A 15,137-nucleotide genomic window follows, 5' to 3' on the forward strand; every position below is an offset into this window, starting at 1 on the left:
GCATTGCCTCGCTCCTGGGCAGACTTGGGGCTATCAGCCAGAGAATGCATCTGTAGAGATCAACTCGCCAATCTTCATAGCGATCTCCTCCATCGTGTCGTTAGCTGTATCGAGTCCACTACGTGAGGCGAGAAGAGGGCTTTCTTCCCGGAGGTCATCGTAGGTCACCCCGTGAACGATTGGAACTAGTAGATCGCGTGCCAGTAGGGCGGAAAGCTCCTTGTCTGCGACACCTTCAGCTTTGATCCTCTTGATGAAAGATTCTGTGACGAGAACCAATCCAGCGCGGGACTTGGACAGTCCCTTGTCGATCTCGCGCATCAGATTTGATCCCAGAAGCACAGTGTTCTCGCTAAACCATACTGATATGCCGACTTTCTCCAGGGCGTTATTCAGCTCTTTTGCCGTGGTTCGCCGGTCATCCCATGCGTGACACAGGAAGATGTCGTACTTGTCCGGTCGAGGACCCTGTTTCTCGATCGAATCGCGAATCGGGTACAGTGCTCGCACTTCTGAAGCCGTGTACACCACGGTCGAAGACGAAGATGACCAGCGTGGACGACTGTTTCGAGAAGAGCTTCCCGTTCGAGTTTGGGGAGCCTGATAGGGAGAAAGGGAGTGGATGGGTGGTCTGTAGGTCGAATAGTGCGAGCTGTAGTCGCGCGAACCGCCTCCACACACGGGGCAGTTCGCCCTTCCACTTGCAGTTCGGTGACCTTGGATGGGTGCTGTGCATTGAGCCATACCATATTATACGCCAAATGGGTGTCTCTAGGTGATTCCCCGGAGTCCCACCAATCGTCTCGCCGGTCCCTTCTCTGATCACGAGCCGAAGTCGTGAAGGAGCCATCTTGTGATTCACTGCACCATGGCCGTTAATCTGGTAACTCCGTCGAGTGTCGCCGGAGCGATGAGGTCCTTCGCCCACTAGGTGATCGCAGCCGTGAACGATGCCTATGACCAGCCCAGGAAAGGCTCAAACCCTAGTGTGTAGAACGCCCTTATTGTGAGGCAGTCGAGGATGAGAAATGCCGCAGTGAGTGGCGCGAGAGCGAGACAGATCCGTCCGACCGTCGTCCAGGTGAGGTGCCCTTCCAGAGCCTCTAGATGGAGCTCAGAGATGCCCACAGACGCCACCAGCTAATATCAACACATTCTCAACCGTCTGAGCGGCCTCAGATGCCTTCTGCATCCCGATTCGAGCAGTGTGCTCCTCAAAATTCCCTTCGGCGTGCTCTCAATGTGCGGGTCTTCTTCTCGATGCTCACGTCGTGCTCGCGTGCGACAGTGTGCAGCCTATTGAAGTCTGCCGAGTGAGGCTCAAAGATAGCCTCGTCCGCGTCTTCTGTAAGGAACTCAAGCCATGTGCTCTTGTTGAGTTCGTCGACTGTGAGACTCGGGGCGCTCACATGGGAACGCACGTGATTCACATTCTGCGCGAGGGGAGTAGATTCCAGAACCTGCAAGCCGATTTCGCGTATGATCTTGTCGTTCGCTCGCTTGAGAATCCAGTGTTGAAGATCGCTATCGTATGTAGCGTTTCCTGTGACGAGATCGACGTTCGCGATGGTCAAGTGGGTGTGAGGATTGCCACCGTAACTCTCGAGGTGCATGACGACACCATACGGCGAGTTGAGCGTGACCTTCATCGTGAGGGTGTAGTCGGCGCCGCAGACGATCTGTGGCGTCGTCGGGTCTCTCGTATTGAGCTCCTCAGCCGAGGATGACTGGATGACCATCAAGGACTGGTTCTTGCGACCACTCCCCTCCAGCATTGACTCGATTGTGACGGTCGTGTCGTAGGGAGAGGCGAAGTCAGAGTGCCACGCAGTCGCACGCGCCTGCTTGGCGTTCGCCGGTCTTCCAGAATGCGCGTACGTGATCACAGCCGCTGCTAGTCATATCTAGCATGCCGTCCACCCATGGCAAGAAGCTCGTCCCTCCCGATTTGCGGTTTGTCTTCAGTTCCTCTCTCGCGGCCTTGGCGAACTCTTGGCAGTGGAACCGTACCCCAGTCCTTGCTTTAGCATCTTACCGGCGTGCTTCCTCAGCAAACGGTCATGCTTCAAATGCGGATCCACAGGCACGAAAAACTTTCCATTCCTCGGACTTCAATTTCGATGTCTGCGAAATGCGAGGCAGTTCAGAAACGAGCCCGGGGTCTTCTGTGTTGAGGCGCGACCTCATGACGGTTGGGCGCGGAGTTACCATTGCCTCCTGATACCCCTGGGGGTATTATCAATCGTGTCGCGGCGGGCACGTCTCGCCATTGGGACAGAGACAGAAAGTGAGCCGAACATGCGAGTAGTGGTCGTCGGAGGGGTCGCGGGTGGCATGAGCGCGGCGGCGCGCCTGCGCAGGCGCGACGAGGGTGCCGAGATCATCGTGTTGGAACGCAGCAAGTACGTGTCATTCGCGAACTGTGGGCTCCCGTACTACGTCGGCGGCGAGATCGACGACCCCGCCAAGCTCCTCCTGCACACCCCGCAATCCCTCAAGGCCGCCCTGAATCTGGACGTGCGCATCAACTCCGAGGTCACGGAGATCGACCCCGATAACCACTGCGTCGCGGTCGCCGACACGGGCGCGGGCAACACCTACACGCTTTCCTACGACTACCTGATCCTCTCTCCCGGCGCGCTCGCCGCACGTCCGCCGATCGACGGCCTCGACTCCCCGCGCGTGCACACCCTGCGCACGGTTGATGATGCTCTCGCCCTGCGCGAAGCCTCGGGTAGCCGCGCCATCGTGCTCGGTGCCGGCTTCATCGGTATCGAGGCCGCCGAGGCCCTCGCCGCTCGTGGTTTCGAAACCCACCTCGTCGAGCTCGCCGAGCACGTCCTGCCGCCGCTCGAGGTCGAGATGGCAACGCTGGTCACCCAAGAGCTGCGAAACCTGGGCGTGCACGTCCACACGGGCGTCGCCGCCCAGGCCATCGCCCACGCTGACAACAACGATGTCGTGACCCTCTCCGACGGCACCGTCCTGCACGCCGACGTCATCGTCCTGTCCGTCGGCGTCCGCCCCGACACCGCGGTCGCCCAGGCAGCTGGCATCCAGACCAGCCGGGGCTACGTCGTCATCGACGATCACGGTCGCACCAGCGCCGACGACATCTACGCGATCGGCGACGGTACGATCGGCTGTGACCAGGACCATCCAGTTGCACTGGCCGGTCCCGCGAACCGCGGCGGACGTCTCATCGCCGACGCGATCGCCGACGCCGAATGCGGCGAGGCCACCGCCCGACCTATCCCGAGCCCCCAGGGCACCGCTATCGTCCGGGTGGGCGGTCTCACCGCCGCCATGACCGGTGCCAACCGCGCGACCCTGGACGCTGCGGGCGCCGAGTACTTCACGGTGCACACGCACGCGAACCAGCACGCGGGCTATTTCCCCGGTGCCCAGCCCGTGCACATCCTCATGCACGTCGGCACCGACGGGCAGATTCTCGGCGCGCAAGCGGTCGGCGTCGAAGGCGTGGACCGCAGGATCGACGTCATTGCGACGGCGATGCGGGCTCGCCTCGCAGCCCCCGATCTCATGGACCTGGATCTGGCGTACGCGCCGCCGTACGGCCAAGCCAAGGACCCGGTGAACCAGACCGGCATGGTCGCCCACAACGTGCTGACCGGGCAGCTGGCACTGACCGGACCAAACGAGCTCACCGAGGACATGCCGGTGCTGGACGTGCGCACGCCGGCCGAGTACGCGCAGGGTCACATGCCCAACTCCCTGAACATTCCCCACACGCAGCTGCGCGACCGCCTCGACGAGGTGCAAGCCTGGGTCGACGAGGAGATCGGCGACCGGCCATTCGTCGTCATGTGCGCCGCCGGCGTGCGCTCCTGGATTGGCTACCGCATCGTGCGCGCGGCAGGCTTCAACGTGACCATGCTGTCGGGCGGTATCCAGACGCTGCGGGCGTGGCTCGGCGAGAGGGCCGAGACCGTGCTGGCCGCGGAAGGGGACCGCTAGCGCATGGCAACGCAAGCACAGATCGTCAATCGCCTCAAACGCGCCCGCGGCCAACTCGACGCTCTCATCGAGCAGCTGGAAAGCGGGGACGGTAACTGCCGGGAGGTCTTGACTCAGTTCGCGGCAGTCAACTCCGCGATGAAACGAGCCAGCTACCTCGCGGTCGCGACGATCATGTCGCAGTGTGCGCAGGAGGTTGTCGGCTCACGGAACGAGGCCGACCCTCTGTCGGCGCGAACGGAATCGTTCGTGGCTGCGGACAGGGTGACGATGGAGGAGCTTGAGCAGCTTTTCCTCCGCCTGACCTAAAGCGTCGATAGATCCACTATCACGAATAGAACACTTATCAATGCGCAACGAATCCGCAACGGATCCGAGGCACAACACCACAAGGAGAAAACAATGTGTCGACCCACCACCTGCGAGGTATGCGGAAAGACCACCTGGAAGGGCTGCGGCAAGCACATCGACTCGGTGAAGGCCCGGGTGCCCGACGAACAGTGGTGCAATAAGGAGCACACCGACGAGGAGTATGCCGCCGCCCGGAAGAAGCGCGGCCTATTTGGCAGCTTCTGCGGATAGCTAGTGGCCCGAGGCCGTCTCCTCGTGGGGACGCTGAGGAGTGTGCAGTCAACGCGTCGATGGGGCCCAGCCTTGGTGCTGGCTCCATCGACGCATAGTCATGTCATCGGAGCCGCTCGGGTGTCGAATCCCATTTTCTTTCTGATCATTCACGTATCATTGATTCATGAGGTGGGCGACTAGATCAACGTGGATTCGTATCGCCGTGCTCTTCGGCATCTACCTGCTGGTGCCGGCGGCGTGGTTTAGTCTCTCGCGTGTCTCGGACTCGATGGAGATCGTGAAGAGCCTCGTCTTCCTGATCTTGCTCGCGATCCTGCCGGTACTAGCGATGGCCTTCGGCGCGTGGGACGGTGTGAAGGAGGGCCTTAGCCTCCTGTGGCTGCTCGCTCCCTTCGTATGTTTCTTGGCGCCGATGTACCTGTTCCTCAACGACAGTGCCCTCATCTACGGGGTGGGCTATAGCCTGCTCGGTTTCGGGGCCCACGGCCTCGGTGCGCTGGCCTTTCGCAAACGTGCGAGAGGGCAATAGCAGAGTCTGATATCAGGCTGGCTTTGCAGTGGAACGAAGCGATTTGTTTGTCAGGCTCATTTCGTAAAATGAGCACGCAATGTTGCGCAGTTTGAATAAGTATGAAAGAATTTGTAGTCAGTGGAAAGTGAAAGTTCTCGAGAGTTTGAGCATTCTTGCCTTCCTTGATTGTTTGGATACCGTGTTGAGTGAGAAGGTGGCTCGTCATGGCTCGTAGGCTGGTGTTTGTGCCTGGCTCTGAGAGTCCGTATGTTTCGGAATTGTCTCTGGAATTTGAACAATTTTCCGGATCTTCTATTCAGCAGAAGCGGCGTTCGATTGCAAGGTTGCATGCGTCGTATGTGGCTGAGTTTCCTTCGTCGCGCGTTCTGGAGGTTTCATCCAAGAGTGAAAGAGACCTTGGAGTTCAGTTAAGCGCTTTCAATTTGATGATTGAGCATCCGGAACGCGGAAGTTACAGTGTTGAATGTGCGTTCCAGGCTTCAAAGGTGTTTGTGCATGGTGGCCCGTTTGTTGATCTTCTCGATGTCTCGAGTCGTGCAGCAAAAACAGATCGGCGACTGAGGGAAAGTGGAAAGCTCGTCGGTTTCAAGTATTTTGCACATGAATTTCCATTAGAGCCGAAGACTTATTTTTACGACTGGTTGTACGCCTCGGCTCTTTGTCGTGATGATGAGATCGTTGAGCAGGTAATGATGTTCGATGCATTCACCGATATCGAGCATAATCCTGAGCGGTCGATCAACTGTCAGGCAAGGACTGTGGCTAAAGTGGTGGGTCTTGCCCGCGCGGGGCTTCTGGAGGATGCCCTGCAGTCGCCTCGAGCGTTTCTGGAACTTGGGTATCGATAGCTTTTTGTTGACCTGTCACTTTGTTCGACAGTGGAGGAATAGTGTGATCTCGGATCGAGGTTCCGTGCTCGCCTACGCGGATAGGTTGCGAACATGTGGATAGGTTACGAGCATGTGGATAGCTTATTAACCTATCCGCAAGTGAATAACCTATCCGTATCCGCATAACCTATCCGCGTGAGCCGTTTGCTCCACGCGACAGCGGGAGCTAACGCCCCTCTCGGACGAGCCTGCGCAGCATCGCCCCGTACGTGAGCGAACCGCGGCTCGTGTACTCGCAGTGCCCCCACCCCGCCCAGACGCGCAGCTTGGCCTGCGGATAGAGTCGCGGAATCACGCGCCGCGCGAGTCGCAGGTCTGAGTCTTTCTGCCCGTACGTGAACGTGCAGCGCCGCTGAATGGCGGGTGAGAGGGGTGGCAGGCTGACGTGCGAGCAGTCGCGTACGATCGCGCGGATGCTCTCTTCGCTCATCGCGGCGAAACTAGCGACCATCGCGTGAGCGGCCTGCTCGCCGTAGAGGCGCGCGAGCTGGCGTGCTCCGGCCTCGGGATCCCGCACGGCCTTCCGGTGTTTCGTGACCATGACACGGCTGAGAATGGACCCGCCGACTCGGGCCACGGGCCCGCCCGAGTAGAAGCTCACCCCTTCAATATAGAGTCGGTCACATGCGAGGTCCGGGAATCGCAGTAGCTCGAACAGGATGACCCCGCCGAGCGAAGCCACGAACCCTGGCGCGAGATGGTGGATACCGTGGTTCACCAGTCACTCGTTGATCACCGCCGCCTCTGCCGCCGCCGCCACGTAGGGGACCCCGGCCTCGTCCCCGTGGGCGGACAGGTCCGGCACGAGAAAGCGCAGGCCGGAGCCCATGTGATCGCAGAGCGCGGCCTTCATGCTCAAGGCCGAGGACAGCATCGGGTGAATGATGAGAACGGTGGGACAGTCCTGTCCGCAAGGCCCGTAGATGTGCATCTTCATGGTGTCGCTCAAGGATTGTGAGCAGCGAGTTGGTCGTTGAGGTTACAGGTATTCGCGGGGGTCGAGTGAAGCTGTAAAGTGGTCACGCTTCATGGAAGTCGTCCAGATTCGCGCATCGGTTTTGATGTTGCCGAATGTTCGTCTGTCGGAAGGGTCATACCACTTTGAGGCTTCGATCTTCGCAGTCTGGAGTTTGTGTGCCTCGTCAAGGGCTGGGGCAAGGTCTGTATCTCGTGAAGCAAGGGTAACCACATCGTAGTTTCCTGATCGTGCGAGTCGAACGAGTGCGAGGGCACACATGACATCGACGCCTTTTTCTCTGCGAGCTGAGCGAATCGGAGTTTTCTGGCCGTCGTGCCACTCCCAGTTGTATTTCAGAGGACGCAGAGTAACTGAAACTATACCCTGATGTCCGTACTCCCACTGTGACTTTTGTTCAAGGTTGCGACGGTAGCCCTCGGGGTCGTCATCTGGGATTGGGATTCCACGGAAAACTTCAATGCGAGCGACTTCGACCTCGTGCAGGCCGTCGCTGTTGCGCGCCTTCGCGAGTTGTTTTGCGAAACGGAATGGCTCGATGAGGCTCTCTTCGATAGGGCGACCCGCAAGAAGAAGCTGGACTGCTCCTCGGCCGAATACCTGACGATCGACGAGGGAACGTGCGTGCAATGCATGCACGTCGGCAGCTACGACAACGAACCCGCAACCGTCGAGGCCATGCACGCCTACATGGAAGAACGCGGCTACGCGCTCGACCTCACCGAGGCGCGCCTGCATCACGAGATCTACTTAAGCGACGCGCGCAAGGTTGCACCCGAGAAGCTCAAGACCGTCATTCGACACCCCATCGCGCCCGCGACAACCGCAGCCTCTGCGCAAGGGCAACCGCGCCACTGACCGGGCGCCAGGGTGCTCCGGTGACTCGCGGTGCGGCACGCCCCTCCCGCAACTTGCTGGCCGCCGGGCGCCGGGGCCGGTAGTGTTGGCTTGTTCACCGTATAACGCGAAGGAGTAGATCATGCTAGTGGTCACGACCCCAACGGTCGAAGGCGCGCCCATCAAGCAATACATCGGGATGGTCTCGGGCGAAACGTTCGCCGGCGTCAACATGTTCAAGGACTTCGGCGCGAGCCTGTCGAACATGTTCGGCGGACGCGCCTCCCAGTACGAGGAGGAGATCGGCAACGCCGCAGCGACCGCCGTCAACGAGATGTGCGCCCGCGCCCAATCGATGGGAGCAAACGCCGTCGTGGGAGTGAAAGTCGACTATTTCACCGCAGGCGCGGACAATGGCATGCTCGCCGCGATCGCGACGGGCACGGCAGTCATCCTGTGATCCGTGCGGTCGATACTTCGACCGCGCGCGAATGAGTCCGCCGACCGACTTCCCGGGCACCTCGTCCGCGAGCCAGTCGGCGGACTCACTGCGTTCCCGTGGCACACCGGAGACGCGAGGGTGCCTCGCCGAGGAGAATAGAAACTTACCTCATGCAATAGTTATATAGGCACCACTAAGTTGATGCATGGTACCCTGATTAAGTCTCGGGGTAAAGGGGTTGACGCATGCTGAGAACAAAGCCGACGAGATCTTTGCAGTAACGGGCGACCACCCTACCCTTAACGCTGGGTGAGGCCGCCGTGGCGGCACCGACGCCCACTTCCAGATGTCAACCAAGTGAGCCATAGATGTCCCATCGAAAGATCTCGGCGCTGGTGCTGGCAACAGTCGGCGCCCTCGCCATGACCACCGTGAGTATCCCGGCAGCATTCGCCGCGGATGCGCGCGAGGAAAGCCAGTCGGGTGCCCCCGCCTCCTCCGTCGACGCGCGCTCTGGCGCCCCGCAGTCGGGGAGTTCCGACGAGGCCGGTGCGGAGAACCCGACCACCACCCCCGAGAGCTTCCCCTCCGACGACACCCCGACGACGATCATCGTCCAGCTCGAAGATGGAGCGGTCGGAATCCCGTGGTACCGCCGAATCTTCGGCCTGAGTTCCTCGACCAAGCACGAGACGGTCAAAGACCGTATCGAGACCGCGGTCGAGGCAGCGGTTCCCGGTGCGGACATCACCGACGTGCGCGACTACACGCACGCGCTGGACGGCTTCGCGATCCAGGCCCCGGCCTCGTCCCTGGATGCCATCAAGGCGACCGAGGGCGTGAAGGCCGCCTTCATCGAGCGCCACCACAAGCCCATGGTTGTCGAGGGCGACGGGGGAGCACTGGGTGTCGAGGCCGTCGATCCCGCCCTGCAGAACGCATCTTCCCTCGAGATGACGCGCGCCAACCAGACCGCTCAGAAGGGTGAGCGCCAGGTCGTTGAGGTCATCGACACGGGCATCGAGGCCACCCACCAGGCGTTCTCCGGTTCCATGGACGGTGTCGACGTGCGCATGAGCCAGGCTGACGTCGAGGCCTTCGCCGCCACGCTTCCCCACGGCAAGACCGGTTCCTACATCAACAAGAAGATCCCCTTCGTCTTCGACTACGCGGACAACGATCCGGACGTGCTGCCCAAGTCCAGCAAGGACCTCTCGCATGGCACCCACGTCGCCGCGATCGCCGCCGCCAACGCAGCCGACCTGCAGGGAACCGCGCCCCACGCGCAGATCATCGTGGCCAAGGTCGCCTCCGACAAGGATGGATCTATCCCGGACAGCACCGTCCTGGCGGCCCTCGACGACGCGGTCGTCATCAAGCCCGACTCGATCAACCTCTCCCTGGGTGAAGACGCTGGCATGGGCACCGAGGCCGGAACCGTGTACGCGGATGTCTACAAGAACCTCGCCGCCGCCGGCGTGACCGTCAACGCCGCCGCGGGCAACTCCTACTCGAGCGCCTACTCCAACAAGAGCGGCAAGAATCGCCCCTACGCGACCGACCCCGACGCGGGCACGCTCTCCGAACCCGCTTCCTACAGCTCGACCCTGGCTGTTGCCTCGGTCAACAACCAGGACGCGCTGCCCTACCTGACGGTGGGGGATCGCAAGGTTGTCTACCGCAAGTCCCGCGGCCTCAAGGATGCCGTCGTGCCGAGCCTGAGGGACATCGAGGAGGGAACCTACACCCTCGTGTACGCCGGCATTGGTGACGCGGCAGCCCTCGACAAGCTGGTGGCCGAGCACCCCGGCGACCTCTCGAAGGTCATCGTCCTGGAAGACCGCGGCGGCTCCGACAGTGCCACCGGCGCGGACATGACGCACGAGGCCAAGGTCAAGGGCCTCACGCAGCTGGCCTCCAAGCCCGCCGCCCTCATCATCGGTGACTCCGAGGTCGCGGAAACCCCATACGTGGCTACCATCGAGGCCACCCACACGATGCCCACCGTGACTATCACCCAGAAGGAGAAGGACACCCTCATCGAGGCCATCACGGCCAGCGAGTCCGGCTCCATCACGATCGCGAACCCGCACTCGGGCCTACAGCTCGCCTCAACCAACCCGTCGATCTCCGACTTCACGTCGTGGGGCGTCACCCCCGACCTCAAGCTCAAGCCCGAGATCGCCGCCCCCGGCGGCAATATCGTTGCCGCCGTCCTGGGCAACACCTACCGCTCCATGTCGGGAACGTCCATGGCGACCCCGCAGGTCGCGGGCATCGCCACCCTGGTTCGCCAGCGCGTGAACGAGGATCCGGCCTTCGCGGGCCTCTCAGACGCCGAGAAGACCGCGGTCGTCACCAACCTCATGATGGGCACCGCCCACCCGCTGCTCGACATCGACCAGAACAACGGCACGTACTACTCGCCGCGCCGCGTGGGTGCCGGCCAGGTGGACGCGCTCGCGGCTACGACCACGTTCGTCTACCCCAGCGTGGTGGGCGCGGAAAACCCGTGGCGCCCCAAGGCCGACCTGGGTGAGGGCACGAACGGGTGGACCTTCCAGGTCACCCTGACGAACGTCTCCGATACCGCTCGCACCTACACCCTGGGCGGCCAGGCACTCTCCGAGATCGTCGACGGCGAGCTCTTCACCGAGCACTCCAAGAACTGGGCGGGGCAGGGCATCGACCTGACCTTCTCCGCGGGCTCCGTAACGGTGCCCGCCAAGGGCACCTCCACCGTGAGTGTCACCGTGACCCCGCAGGCAGCCTTCGCCTCGTACGCGAACGCTAACGCCCCCAAGGGCACCTTCATCGACGGTGCCGTCACCTTCACGAGCGCCGATGGTGCCCCCGACCTCACCGTTCCCTACATGGGCTTCTACGGCTCCTGGGGCTCACCCGCCGTCTTTGACGCCAAGTGGTTCGACGGCACGACCAACGCGGTCCACTCCTGCGCCTCGACGCTGCTCAACCCCGCGACCGAGGTGCCCCTCGGCGCGCTGAACCCGCTCGTCGGCCAGGAGATCGACGACGTGCGCGCGGTCGACCCCGCGTACTTCATCATGTCGCGTTCGGCGCTGCCCGACGCCCCCTCCCGTCTCCTGCCGCGCACCTGCCTGCTGCGTAACTCCCCGAAGGTGACCTACACCTACACGAACGAGGCCGGCGACGTCGTGCGCGAGTACACCTTCGAGCGCGCCCGCAAGTCCCTGTTCAACTATCACGCCAGCAGGATCGAGCCCATCGAAAGCCAGGAAGGCAACAACCCCGTCTTCGACGGATTCGACAAGGACGGCAAGGAGCTGCCCGCGGGCCGCTACAAGCTGACGATCGACGCGGCCTCGGTCGCTCCCTCGAGCGTCAGCTCGCAGATGACCTGGGACTTCACCCTGGACACCCAGGCTCCCGTCATCTCCAACCTGGTCGTGACCGGCGAGGGGGACGCGCGCGTCGTCTCCTTCGACGTCACCGACAACTCGCCGCTGGCGGGCATCGCCTTCTCCGAGTCGCCGACCTCGCGTCACTACTACGACGAGAAGGAGGCCGTGGGTGCCAACCGCCAGGCCGATGGCACCTACGCCAAGCACTACGAGATCAAGTGGGCAGACCTCATCGACCGCGCGGATTCCTCCGACCCGGCGACCGCCTACCTCTTCGCGTGGGACTGGGGCAAGAACCAGGCGCGTCAGGTGATCCGCTTCCGCACGATCCCGATGACCTCCCTGTCCGTGACGCCCGAGTCTTCCTCGGTCGTCGCGGGCGAGACGGTTGCGCTGAGCGCCTCCTATGAGCCGGCCAGCGCCAACGTTACCGACCTCGTGTGGACCTCCTCGAACGAGGCCGTGGCCACCGTGAACGACAACGGCGAGGTCCAGACGCTGGCCGCCGGCGACGCGACGATTACCGCGACCGACGCCTCCCAGTCGACACTGTCCGCAAGCGCGCAGGTCCACGTGCGTACGATCTCCGAAGATGCGGGGATTGAGGTCGCTGAGGCGGCGGTGAGCGTCAAGGTGGGTGAGAGCGCCCCCGTGAAAGCGTACCTGGCGCCCTCGCTCAAGGACCGCGCTGTAACGTGGAGCGTGGAGCCGGCCGACCTGGCCACCGTTGTCGCCGACACCGACACCGACACGCGCAAGGCGACGCTGACCGCTGGTGATCACGCGGGTTCTGGCACGCTGACCGCCACCGTCACCACCGAGGGCGGCGCGGTTAAGACCGCGACTATCCCCGTGACCGTGCGCGCGGCTGACGCCGACGACTTCGAGATCAACGAGGAAGGCGTCCTTGTGAAGTACAAGGGCTCCGCCACGGACGTGACGATCCCCGAGACCGTGACTTCCATCGCAGAGCGGGCCTTCGCGAGCTCCAGTGTGGAGAACGTGACGATCCCCGCCTCGGTGCGATCGATCGGCCAGGAGGCCTTCATCTACAGCTCGCTGAAGACGATCGCCTTCGTCGACGACGCGGCCCGTCCCGCCCAGCTGACCACGATCGCGGACCGCGCGTTCGCGAACACGAGTCTTCAGGCTATTGAGCTGCCGCGTTCCGTCGTGACGATAGGAGCTGGGGTCTTCGACTACAACTCGGCGCTCACCTCGATCAAGCTGGGCCCGAACGTCGATGCCTCCTCGGTGACCGGCGGCTACGCGGAGACCAGCGCGCTCATGAGCGTCGAGGTCGACCCGGCGAACCCGAACTTCGACAGCGTGGACGGCGTCTTGTACTCCAAGGACCACTCGAAGCTGATCATCTACCCGGCGGCGAAGAACGCAGGCGGGGCCTACACGGTCCTGGACGGCGTTCAGGCGATCGCGTACCGCGCCTTCCAGAAGGCGTCCATCACGAGTGTGACGCTTCCCGACTCCCTGCGCTCCATCGGCGAAGAGGGCTTCCGCCTCTCCGCGCTTACCGCGGTGGCCCTCCCCGAGAAGTTCGAGACCCTGGGCGTGTGCGCTTTCTGCTCCGCCGACAAGCTTGACAGCATCGACCTGGGCGGCACGATCACGGTGGGCGGCAGCGCCTTCGAAAGCACGAAGGCCAAGGCGGGAATCAATTTCCGCCCCGAGCTGGGACGACTGGCAACGATCGGCGACTTCGCGTTTAGTCGCACCGCCCCCGCCTCGGTGGCGCTGCCCGACTCAGTGACCACGGTCGGCGAGCAGGCGTTCTCGGAGAACACGGCCCTGACCTCGTTCCACATCGGCTCGGGCGTCACCTCCTTCGCCGAGACCGCCCTGTATAACGACCGCAAGATCGCAACGCTCACGGTCGCTCCTGCCAACGCGGTGTACTCCGCCGAACGCAATGTCCTGTACCGCAAGGCGGACGATGGCCTGCACCTGATGCTCTCCCCGGCCGCCAACACGCTCACCGACTATACGGTGCGCGCGGGTACGGTCGAGATCGGTGCTTCGGCGTTCGCCAACAACAAGTCACTCACGCGCGTCGTGCTGCCCGAAGGGGTCACGACCATCGGTGACGACGCTTTCGCGGGCTGCACAGCACTGACAGACCTGGTCATTCCGGACTCGATGGAGCGCTCGAGTGGCGTTGTGGGTAACTCCCTGGAGGTCGTCGAGTACGGCACCAAGATCCGCTCGATCCGCATGGAAGGCAGCTGGGTGCCGATGCCGCGCCGCATCGTCGTGCGGGGAGGCCAGGACGGCTCCTTTGTGTACGACGGACGCCCGACCAACGGGCGCCGCCAGAGCGCCTTCTTTGGCGAGGGAATGACGAGTGTGTCCTTCGGCGTGGATGTCCCACGCATCCTCGTCCTGCCGTCCACGCTCACCCGCCTCGATCTGGAGGCAGAGCTGAGCGAGGAGAAGAAGGACGACACCCACGTGTATGTTGCCGCGACCGAGGGAGAGCCGGCGTGGAACGTTGCCAAGGCAGCCCTTGACGCGGCCGGGATTGACGCCTCGCACCTGCATGCCTACGTCCTGGCGTCGGTGAGCCTGTCGGGGACGAACATCGCCGAGGCTGGGGGATCGTACACGTACACGGGCGAGGTCGGTGCGTCGGTTGATGTGACCGCCACAGCCGCCGGTGGCATTGCGGGCACGCACGAGGTGCGCGCCGTGCAGGTTGGCGCCGACGGTGCGGAGACGCTTGTGCGTGACTGGACCACGCTGACCGGTGGAGAGGACCGCGCTGCCACCGCCTCGGCGACCTTCCCGTGGACCCCGTCGAGTGCGGACGTGCGCCTGCGCGTCCAGGTCCGCGACGCCTCGTACCTGACGAACACGGCGGTTGTGAACCTTCCGGGAGCGCCAACGCCGGACCCTGACCCAGCGCCGAACCCTGACCCCGCCCCCAAGGACGGTAAGTGGGTGAGTGATTCGCGTGGTTGGTGGTATCGCTATTCTGATGGTTCGTACCCGGTGAGTGAGAGGGTTGCGATTGGTGGTCAGGTTTATCGTTTTGGTGCTGATGGGTATATGCGTACCGGTTGGGTTAGTGAGCAGGGGTCGTGGTTCTTCCATGGTGGCTCGGGTGCTGAGGCATCGGGTTGGGTGAAGGATGGTGGTTCCTGGTATTACCTGGCGCCGGGTAGTGGCGCGATGGCGACCGGCTGGGTGAAGGACGGTGACTCGTGGTACTACTTGACGCCTGGTAGCGGCGCGATGGCGACCGGCTGGGTGAAGGACGGTGACTCGTGGTACTACTTGACGCCTGGTAGCGGCGCGATGGCGACCGGCTGGGTGAAGGATGGTGGTACCTGGTATTACCTGGCGCCTGGTAGCGGTGCGATGGCCACCGGCTGGGTCCAAGACCGTGGCTCCTGGTATTACCTGACGCCTGGCAGCGGCGCGATGGCCACCGGCTGGATTCGCATTGATGGCCAGTGGTACCACTTCACTGCCTCGGGTCGTTGGGTCGGCTGATTGC

The 15,137-nt window shown here is 62.7% G+C and carries 12 protein-coding genes; 8 read left to right on the forward strand and 4 right to left on the reverse strand.

Annotated elements, in window-relative coordinates:
* Nucleotides 1-33: 33 nt before the first annotated feature.
* Both HMPREF9006_RS09685 and HMPREF9006_RS09690 read right to left on the reverse strand, forming a co-directional pair.
* Nucleotides 34-531: a toll/interleukin-1 receptor domain-containing protein gene (locus HMPREF9006_RS09685; protein WP_009213422.1), complete on the reverse strand. Its 498-nt coding sequence runs from the start codon at nt 529-531 to the stop codon at nt 34-36.
* Between the two features lie 683 nt (nt 532-1,214).
* A complete protein-coding gene (locus HMPREF9006_RS09690) occupies nt 1,215-1,775 on the reverse strand; it encodes a relaxase/mobilization nuclease domain-containing protein (RefSeq protein ID WP_009213423.1) in 561 nt (186 codons plus the stop codon).
* A 523-nt stretch (nt 1,776-2,298) separates the two neighbouring features.
* Here HMPREF9006_RS09690 and HMPREF9006_RS09695 point away from each other — a divergent pair.
* From HMPREF9006_RS09695 to HMPREF9006_RS10480, 5 genes are all read left to right on the forward strand, one after another.
* Nucleotides 2,299-3,978 carry an FAD-dependent oxidoreductase gene (locus HMPREF9006_RS09695; RefSeq protein ID WP_034231760.1) on the forward strand — a complete coding sequence of 560 codons (1,680 nt, stop codon included), beginning with the start codon at nt 2,299-2,301 and terminating at the stop codon, nt 3,976-3,978.
* 3 nt (nt 3,979-3,981) lie between these two features.
* Nucleotides 3,982-4,287: a metal-sensitive transcriptional regulator gene (locus HMPREF9006_RS09700; RefSeq protein WP_009213425.1), complete on the forward strand. Its 306-nt coding sequence runs from the start codon at nt 3,982-3,984 to the stop codon at nt 4,285-4,287.
* 93 nt (nt 4,288-4,380) lie between these two features.
* Nucleotides 4,381-4,560, forward strand: a complete 180-nt coding sequence (locus HMPREF9006_RS09705) for a hypothetical protein (RefSeq protein ID WP_009213426.1) — start codon at nt 4,381-4,383, stop codon at nt 4,558-4,560.
* A gap of 166 nt (nt 4,561-4,726) precedes the next feature.
* Entirely contained in the window at nt 4,727-5,092 is a 366-nt protein-coding gene (locus HMPREF9006_RS09710; RefSeq protein WP_009213427.1) for a hypothetical protein, read from the forward strand.
* A gap of 206 nt (nt 5,093-5,298) precedes the next feature.
* A complete protein-coding gene (locus HMPREF9006_RS10480) occupies nt 5,299-5,943 on the forward strand; it encodes a DarT1-associated NADAR antitoxin family protein (RefSeq protein WP_083806961.1) in 645 nt (214 codons plus the stop codon).
* Nucleotides 5,944-6,151: 208 nt separating this feature from the next.
* Here HMPREF9006_RS10480 and HMPREF9006_RS10935 read toward each other — a convergent pair whose 3' ends face one another.
* A complete protein-coding gene (locus HMPREF9006_RS10935) occupies nt 6,152-6,586 on the reverse strand; it encodes a hypothetical protein (RefSeq protein WP_232209869.1) in 435 nt (144 codons plus the stop codon).
* Nucleotides 6,587-6,706: 120 nt separating this feature from the next.
* Nucleotides 6,707-6,922, reverse strand: a complete 216-nt coding sequence (locus tag HMPREF9006_RS10940; RefSeq protein ID WP_009213431.1) for a hypothetical protein — start codon at nt 6,920-6,922, stop codon at nt 6,707-6,709.
* Between the two features lie 432 nt (nt 6,923-7,354).
* Between HMPREF9006_RS10940 and HMPREF9006_RS09720 the strand changes: the two genes are divergently transcribed.
* From HMPREF9006_RS09720 to HMPREF9006_RS09730, 3 genes are all read left to right on the forward strand, one after another.
* Nucleotides 7,355-7,819, forward strand: a complete 465-nt coding sequence (locus tag HMPREF9006_RS09720; protein ID WP_009213432.1) for a GyrI-like domain-containing protein — start codon at nt 7,355-7,357, stop codon at nt 7,817-7,819.
* Between the two features lie 121 nt (nt 7,820-7,940).
* Nucleotides 7,941-8,258, forward strand: a complete 318-nt coding sequence (locus tag HMPREF9006_RS09725; protein WP_009213433.1) for a heavy metal-binding domain-containing protein — start codon at nt 7,941-7,943, stop codon at nt 8,256-8,258.
* 350 nt (nt 8,259-8,608) lie between these two features.
* Nucleotides 8,609-15,133 carry a leucine-rich repeat protein gene (locus HMPREF9006_RS09730; protein WP_009213434.1) on the forward strand — a complete coding sequence of 2,175 codons (6,525 nt, stop codon included), beginning with the start codon at nt 8,609-8,611 and terminating at the stop codon, nt 15,131-15,133.
* Nucleotides 15,134-15,137: the final 4 nt, after the last annotated feature.

The organism is Actinomyces sp. oral taxon 180 str. F0310 (assembly GCF_000185285.1).
Lineage (GTDB): Bacteria > Actinomycetota > Actinomycetes > Actinomycetales > Actinomycetaceae > Pauljensenia.

Coding starts and splice junctions, on each gene's coding strand:
- HMPREF9006_RS09690 (WP_009213423.1), bottom strand. CDS start 1,775: ATGCTGGAGGGGAGTGGTCGCAAGAACCAGTCCTTGATGGTCATCCAG.
- HMPREF9006_RS10480 (WP_083806961.1), top strand. CDS start 5,299: ATGGCTCGTAGGCTGGTGTTTGTGCCTGGCTCTGAGAGTCCGTATGTT.
- HMPREF9006_RS09730 (WP_009213434.1), top strand. CDS start 8,609: ATGTCCCATCGAAAGATCTCGGCGCTGGTGCTGGCAACAGTCGGCGCC.
- HMPREF9006_RS09705 (WP_009213426.1), top strand. CDS start 4,381: ATGTGTCGACCCACCACCTGCGAGGTATGCGGAAAGACCACCTGGAAG.
- HMPREF9006_RS09695 (WP_034231760.1), top strand. CDS start 2,299: ATGCGAGTAGTGGTCGTCGGAGGGGTCGCGGGTGGCATGAGCGCGGCG.
- HMPREF9006_RS09710 (WP_009213427.1), top strand. CDS start 4,727: ATGAGGTGGGCGACTAGATCAACGTGGATTCGTATCGCCGTGCTCTTC.
- HMPREF9006_RS09700 (WP_009213425.1), top strand. CDS start 3,982: ATGGCAACGCAAGCACAGATCGTCAATCGCCTCAAACGCGCCCGCGGC.
- HMPREF9006_RS10940 (WP_009213431.1), bottom strand. CDS start 6,922: ATGAAGATGCACATCTACGGGCCTTGCGGACAGGACTGTCCCACCGTT.
- HMPREF9006_RS09725 (WP_009213433.1), top strand. CDS start 7,941: ATGCTAGTGGTCACGACCCCAACGGTCGAAGGCGCGCCCATCAAGCAA.